This window comes from Metabacillus rhizolycopersici (assembly GCF_020075705.1).
In genome coordinates this window covers 25,016-31,391 of the sequence record NZ_JAIQUM010000061.1, presented here as the reverse complement: position 1 = coordinate 31,391, position 6,376 = coordinate 25,016, and the positions used below count along the sequence as shown (strand labels likewise).

The following is a 6,376-nucleotide window of genomic DNA, read 5'->3' as shown; positions in this document are numbered from 1 at the left end:
ATATAGAGTATTATAATATCAAGCGTATAAAGAAAAAATTGGCAGGCATGAGTCCCGTTCAATACCGGATTCATACCAGCCAATTAGCTGCTTAATATAAAACTCTAACTTTTAGGGGTCACCTCAAATCTGATGGTTTTTTATTACCTATAATTGGCTTTATGTTAACTAGATTTGTATAGAATATACATTTGAAACTTGAGATCTTGTTGGGCAGTTTAGTACAAAAAATTAGCAAAATTTAATTTTAAAGGAAATGAAGTTAACATAGAGAATTTGAATTAAATGGAGCTTCAAAAGGGAGGATTAAGTAATTGAGAAAAGCACTCTGTAGTATATTTCTACTTGTTATTTTACTTATTGTTGGTTGTTCTCAGGACAACAAAGAAAATGCTAACGTTAATACAACAAATGCCAGTTCAGTATCAGAAGAAAATCAACAGTGGGATTTATCCCCTGAATTTGAAACATCAACCGGAGATAAGCTAGTTGGACAAGAAGGAAAGGTGGGAATAATTGGAGGTGAGTTTAAAGCCGGTGACATAAATAAATGGTTGTGGCATTTTTGGGGAGATGAAAAAACTATAAAAAGTGGTAATTTTAAGGTGGTTGCGGTTAACAAAGATACAGGAGAAAAAGAAAAGGTTTTAGTTACAGATGCCGGCACAGCTAATGAAAGAAAAGTTTGGAATTACGGGGAGTTAGATTACAGTCCTAATGGAATTAAGGGATCAGATAGCTCAAGGCCTTCTAATTTGTCATTTCCGAAAGCTGGGATATGGCGTTTAGAAGTCTTTATAGGTGCCGAACGTTTTGGTACGATTGTTATCGATGTAAAGTAAAAGAAGAGTAAAAAAAGGATCTTTTCCATCTCCATTAAAGTCACCAACCCAAAATGGACGTCCATCCTCTAGGTTCCCAAAATTATTTGTACTCCTGACTGAATACCAGAGCGTTGATGCACCAATAGGATAACCAAACTCCCATTTGCCATTACTATATTTAAGTAGTTCATCTCTTCCATCGCCAATAAAATCCCCTTGTAAATCAGCAGGTGAACCACCTAATTTAGTTGCAGCTTCAGCAGAATCTTTTGGGAAAGGAATATAGGTTGCGGTTAATATAAAGATGGCAATGAACAACAAAAGGAAATAAACAAATGATTTTTTCCTTTTCAAATTAAACAAATTGATCCCTCCTTTTGTATTAAATAGTGCCTGTAAACCAAAACTTTATTTAGTCATGGACTACAGGCGTATTATTGTATCTAAATCAATAATTAAAAAAATTTATTGATTTATTTTTTTTACGTAAGCTGATTCAATTAGTACCACCGTCAGTACCACCGTCACTAGGTGGAACCTCTCCTGCTTCCTCATCGGTGAAGTCACAATAGCTACACTCAGTACCTCCGTCTGATCCTCCGTCAGTACCTCCGTCAGTACCTCCGTCTGCATATTCGTCTTTACCACCACCTGCATATCCGCCTCCATTTCCGTCAGTACCTCCGCCAGTCCCGCCATCGGTGCCGTCATCGTCATCAGGGGTAGGGTCAGTAGGTCCAGTAGTAGGGTCAGTAGGGTCACCTGTAACCAATCCAACATACTTTTCCAAATTAAAAACTTTATCATAATCTAAAATCCATGATTCATACTCAGAAGGAGTATCCCATAACGTTACAGGATCATCTTGATTCTCTTTTATTTTTTCGATCTCTTCTTTTGAGACTTGAAGTGGAATCAAAACAGTTTCATCTAAATATCGCGGGGTTGCTTTCGCAGGCCCGATCATTCCATCCGCTTCACCAACCGTTTTAATCGGTGATTCAGCGTATATATTATAAAGCTCATCTTTAGGGATGTAATTAACAGGAAACGCACCTAACACAACACCATAGTCATCACGTGCTGGTTTATCCAATTTCTCTGTCATCCATTCCAACGCCATTTGTTCTTCGATCCCAAATTGTTCCTCTATCCCAACTCCAAATTGTTCTTCCATCACAGCGGCAGATGTCAGACTGGTATGATTACTCACAACAACCCCTGACATCAAAACTCCTACAGCAAGCAGCATTTTATTCATTTTCAAAATTCATTCCTCCTTAAGATTGATATAGTTGTAGGTTAACTATGGCTTCATTATAGCTTCAAAAAAAACACGAAGGGAGGATGAACTTTTTTCACCCCCTCGAAGCACATCATAATTCCATTTATTACCTTGGGAATATATAATTAAAAATAGAGGATCGAAAAAAGGGGGGTGCCTAATTTGACCATGAGAATAGGAATCGTCCTATTTACTTGGGCTTTATCTTTTATTCTGTATCGTAAAAACAAGACGGTACCTTTTATACGCTGGGTCAGTTTTGTCATCTTTCTGGCGGGAAGTACCACTTTTGCCACCTGCATTCAATTGTATTTACTGCCTTTTATTCGAACTCATTTCCCTCAGTGGGGTGGATTGATTGAATTTTTACACTTGATCATTGCCGTATTTGCTTATATTTGTATTTATTTTTTTCCTTATGCGGTACTAATGAGTTGTATCGACTTCAGTGAATGGTTCTCACGCAGATGGAGGAACTTGCTCAAGTGGATATTGCTTATACCGATCATTCCTTTATCGCTTACCGATAATGTCAAGATCTATCCCGTAGTGGACTATAGTTTTAAGTATATTAATATATACACGGGCATTTATATTCTGACGGGATGTCTTCTCTTATATTTTAGTATTTTAAAAATAAAACATGATGGGCTTGTTGATGGTAATCGAAAAAGAACCATTTATTTCTATACTTCGATGGTGATGTGGGTTGGTTTTTCTAACTATATAAATGTCGATCGGTTTTGGCTGAATGAAACCGGTTCGTATGTCGAAACGATCTACCTGGATATCTATAAAGTTCAGAATATTTTTTATACGATTGTTTATATACTTATGCTGTCTTATATTATCATTGCTGCCAAACATGGTTTATTTGGTATTCAATTGAAAATTGAAAAACAAAAATTAGATCACACCATGAAAAGCCTATCCATTGGAACGAATTTTCTTAATCATACGATTAAAAATGAAATCCAAAAATTGAACTATCTGGGTGATCGAACAAAAGGTTACATCAGTTCCGGCCGGAAAGACCAAGCTATTGATGCTCTCGATACCATGTTTCATGTCATTGAACATATGCAGAATATGGTAGATTCAATCAGAGAGAGAACAGAAGAAATTTATTTAAACGAGAGATCGGAATCGTTGATTTCCATGATTGACACTACTTTATCCATCCTGAAACCAGCGATTGAAGAGAAAAAAATTAAGATTGAGAGGAAATACGCTCATGATGTTTATATGAACTGCGATAAATTACATATGAGCGAAGTCATAAACAACATCATCATGAATGCCCTTGAGGCGATGGAGGCGGAGGGCGGGGTCTTGGAGATCCGCTTGTTTACTGAAAAAAAGAATATTGTTGTCGAATTTATCGATAATGGCTGTGGGCTTACAAATGAAAGCTTATCTAAAGTGTTTGATCCATTTTTTACAACTAAAAAAAATCCGCAAAGCTACGGATTAGGTCTTAGTTACTGCTATGCAGCTGTTCAAAAGCATCAGGGTTCATTAACAATCACTTCCAGCGGAGTCAAAAAGGGAACAACCGTCTCGATCAAATTGCCCCTTACAAAAGTAGTCCAAAATGATCAAAAGTCCTCATACAGTTTCAACGTGGGTAACAGATGAATTACATTAATTTATTCCTGATGCTTCTGATTTGGCTTTTGATCGTATTAATCGATTTGAAAAGTCTTTCAGCAATTTGTGTTTTATTCAAACCTTGCTTTTTTAATTCGTACACTTCTCTTTCCATCGGAGTTAATACAGACAATTGAATCTCGTTTCTAAGCACTCCAGCAGCATCAGAGTGAATATTCGCCTCATTGGTATAAGCGTCGCGAATCGCATTGACAATATCTTGATAATTATGTTTGGTGATATAATTGACAGCTCCTTTGCGAAAGGAGTCTAAGATAATATCTTTCTCGTAAAATGATGTTAACATAATAATCTTTATTTGACCTTTCTGGTATCTTGAGATTTCCCTTGTAGCCTCCAACCCATCGAGATGATTTCCAGTTAAGTTAATATCCATTAGAATGACATCAATGTCTTGTGTATGAACGGCAGCAACGGCTTCTTCCTGCGTTAAGGCAATGCCGACCATCTCGATATCGTTTTCCTGATTAAGATCATTCACTAAGGTTTCTCTCCAGAAAGGGTCATCTTCAACCAATAAGACTTTTATACGCTGATCCATTGGATCGCCCCCTCTCTTTCCGGGATGCAGCCGTTTCTGTAACATGTTTTGGAGTAATTATTCGACGGAAGGGGTTGATTTCCTTCCTTCGGGGAGTGACAGGCACCCAAAATTTTTGGATTGGAATGTTTGGTCATAAAAACTTCCTTAAAATTTGATTTTAGGAGATTGTCTTATATATTTTGGGATATGAATATGTGGGTAGAGTTTGACGCTTACTTTTATCCCTGTATTTATATGTTTTCTATTTGGGATGCTTATCGGGACGCCGGAGGAGGGAAATCACCTTATTCCTTTCTTCCGTTTGCCTTTAGCGCTTATTTTGTAACAGTAGGGTTGATCTATTCCTCAAGTCTAAAGATATTCAGGGTGTTATTCGGTCCTGTTTTTTTACCTATGTTGTTTTTGATTCCTGGAATAAGTATTGGTTTACTTATAAAAAGTGCATTAGGAAATTTGAAAGTAAATAAATACCTTGTGAAACAAGGTTATTCGGGGAGTGACAGGCACCCGAACTCATTTCGTATTCCATCGAACAATGTACTAATCATGTCATTATTTCAATTCCATTTACATATATATTTCTGCAGTTTTGTTATGCTTTTCTAGCTATCTAAACGAAAGGATAGGGCAATTTATAAGGCTTGAAAGTCAATGAATATAGTGGGAAATGAGGTGGGGGTATGACTGAAATATATGATGTAATCATAACTGGTGCCAGATGCGCTGGTTCCACACTGGCAATCTATCTTTCTAGGGCGGGGTTTAGGGTGTTATTGGTTGACCGTGCCGTTTTTCCGAGCGATACGTTATCTACTCATACTTTTTTTAATAATACTGTGGCGATTCTTCGCGAGATTGGGGTGATGGATCAATTGGTAGAAACGAATACACCGCCGGTACGTCAAATTAAGTTTCAGTTTGATGATACCGTTATAGAAGGAGTTATCCCTAAGGTTCGTGGAGAGGATAGCTGTTTTTGCATCAGACGTACATCTTTTGATCATGTCATGATTGAACAGGCCAGGTCTGAGCAAAACGTAACGGTTTTGGAAGGGTTTTGCGTGACGAATGTTCTTTGTAACGGTGAAACGATAATCGGTGTTGAAGGAATAAATTCTCATGGTCGTAAACAACAGTTCCGGGCCAAAGTTGTTGTCGGGGCAGATGGTCGTTCTTCAATCATTCGCAAATTGGCTAAAAGCGAATTAAAAGTAACGGTACCTGCAAATGCGGCAATTTACTATGGTTATTACTCTAACCTTCGTAAAGAGAATGTTCCAAAATTTGAAGTATATAAAATAAAAGATCATACCGCCATTCTTTTTCCGACAAGCGATGATTTATATGTCGTAATCGGCATCATGTCATTAGAAAATAAGATATGGATACAGCGGATGAAATCTAATCCGGAAAGTGGTTTGCGCGATTTTTTAAAGAATCATTTTAAGAACACATCGATTGCGGAGCGTTTTCAGTCCGCACGGTTAATGCAACCAATCAAAGGAATTGTTGGATATGATAATTACTGGTACAAAGGAATGGGAAAAGGATGGGCCTTGGTCGGGGATGCGATTAGCTTTAAAGATCCAGGCATGGCTCAAGGAATGCATGATGCCATATATGGAGCTCGAATTTTATCGACCGTTTTATCAAATCATCATGATTGGGAGAAAGAATGGGAGACCATGGCTGATGAATACCAAAAAATAATTGAAGATGAGTTTATGGTTCGATTTCATATGGGATGTCAAATCTCAAAAAATGAACCGATATCAGAACAACAAGCGGCGGTGAACAAGATCATTTGTTCATATCCAGGAACCACACAAAAGTTTTTAGGAATCTACAATTATGCAAACGAACCAGCGGATTTAGAAACAGAAATTAAAAACATTATTCAAGCACAGACATGATTATAGTTCATACCTTGGTCCGAATTATAGGATGGTGAGACGAGGCACTTTAATAATAAATGAGTTCTTATCATCAGAACGTGCATTATCTCAAAGCTTTTAAAGCTGTAAGTCAATCAATACTTGGTTAATTATTATT

7 protein-coding genes and 1 pseudogene are annotated in these 6,376 nt (G+C 37.2%); 5 read left to right on the top strand and 3 right to left on the bottom strand.

Annotated features, from left to right (window positions below; translation table 11 throughout):
• Both K9V48_RS20815 and K9V48_RS20810 read left to right on the top strand, forming a co-directional pair.
• A partial coding sequence (locus K9V48_RS20815; protein ID WP_224141067.1) for an IS3 family transposase occupies positions 1-95 on the top strand: 95 nt, incomplete at its 5' end.
• A gap of 219 nt (positions 96-314) precedes the next feature.
• The gene (locus K9V48_RS20810; protein WP_224141063.1) at positions 315-842 is read left to right on the top strand and encodes a DUF4871 domain-containing protein; all 528 of its coding nucleotides are present in this window, start codon (positions 315-317) and stop codon (positions 840-842) included.
• Here K9V48_RS20810 and K9V48_RS20805 read toward each other — a convergent pair.
• Positions 786-1,187 (bottom strand): hypothetical protein, encoded by a 402-nt coding sequence (locus tag K9V48_RS20805; protein ID WP_224141062.1) that lies wholly within the window; start codon positions 1,185-1,187, stop codon positions 786-788. The two genes, K9V48_RS20810 and K9V48_RS20805, sit on opposite strands and share 57 nt — an antisense overlap.
• A gap of 133 nt (positions 1,188-1,320) precedes the next feature.
• Entirely contained in the window at positions 1,321-2,091 is a 771-nt protein-coding gene (locus K9V48_RS20800) for a hypothetical protein (RefSeq protein ID WP_224141061.1), read from the bottom strand.
• A 186-nt stretch (positions 2,092-2,277) separates the two neighbouring features.
• Here K9V48_RS20800 and K9V48_RS20795 point away from each other — a divergent pair, with 186 nt between their 5' ends.
• Positions 2,278-3,747: an ATP-binding protein gene (locus tag K9V48_RS20795; protein ID WP_224141066.1), complete on the top strand. Its 1,470-nt coding sequence runs from the start codon at positions 2,278-2,280 to the stop codon at positions 3,745-3,747.
• Position 3,748: 1 nt separating this feature from the next.
• Here the strand turns inward: K9V48_RS20795 and K9V48_RS20790 are convergent, their stop codons facing one another.
• A complete protein-coding gene (locus K9V48_RS20790) occupies positions 3,749-4,321 on the bottom strand; it encodes a response regulator transcription factor (protein WP_224141060.1) in 573 nt (190 codons plus the stop codon).
• 219 nt (positions 4,322-4,540) lie between these two features.
• Between K9V48_RS20790 and K9V48_RS20785 the strand changes: the two are divergent.
• Together K9V48_RS20785 and K9V48_RS20780 are read left to right on the top strand one after the other, a co-directional pair.
• Positions 4,541-4,771: pseudogene (locus tag K9V48_RS20785) on the top strand (hypothetical protein); the annotation flags it as partial.
• A 233-nt stretch (positions 4,772-5,004) separates the two neighbouring features.
• On the top strand, positions 5,005-6,237 hold the full coding sequence (locus K9V48_RS20780) for an NAD(P)/FAD-dependent oxidoreductase (protein ID WP_224141059.1): 1,233 nt from the start codon (positions 5,005-5,007) through the stop codon (positions 6,235-6,237).
• The last annotated feature ends 139 nt before the right edge of the window (positions 6,238-6,376 follow it).

Bases quoted from the DNA above. Each gene is read 5' to 3' on its own strand.
- K9V48_RS20795 (WP_224141066.1), top strand. From the start codon at position 2,278: ATGAGAATAGGAATCGTCCTATTTACTTGGGCTTTATCTTTTATTCTG.
- K9V48_RS20790 (WP_224141060.1), bottom strand. From the start codon at position 4,321: ATGGATCAGCGTATAAAAGTCTTATTGGTTGAAGATGACCCTTTCTGG.
- K9V48_RS20780 (WP_224141059.1), top strand. From the start codon at position 5,005: ATGACTGAAATATATGATGTAATCATAACTGGTGCCAGATGCGCTGGT.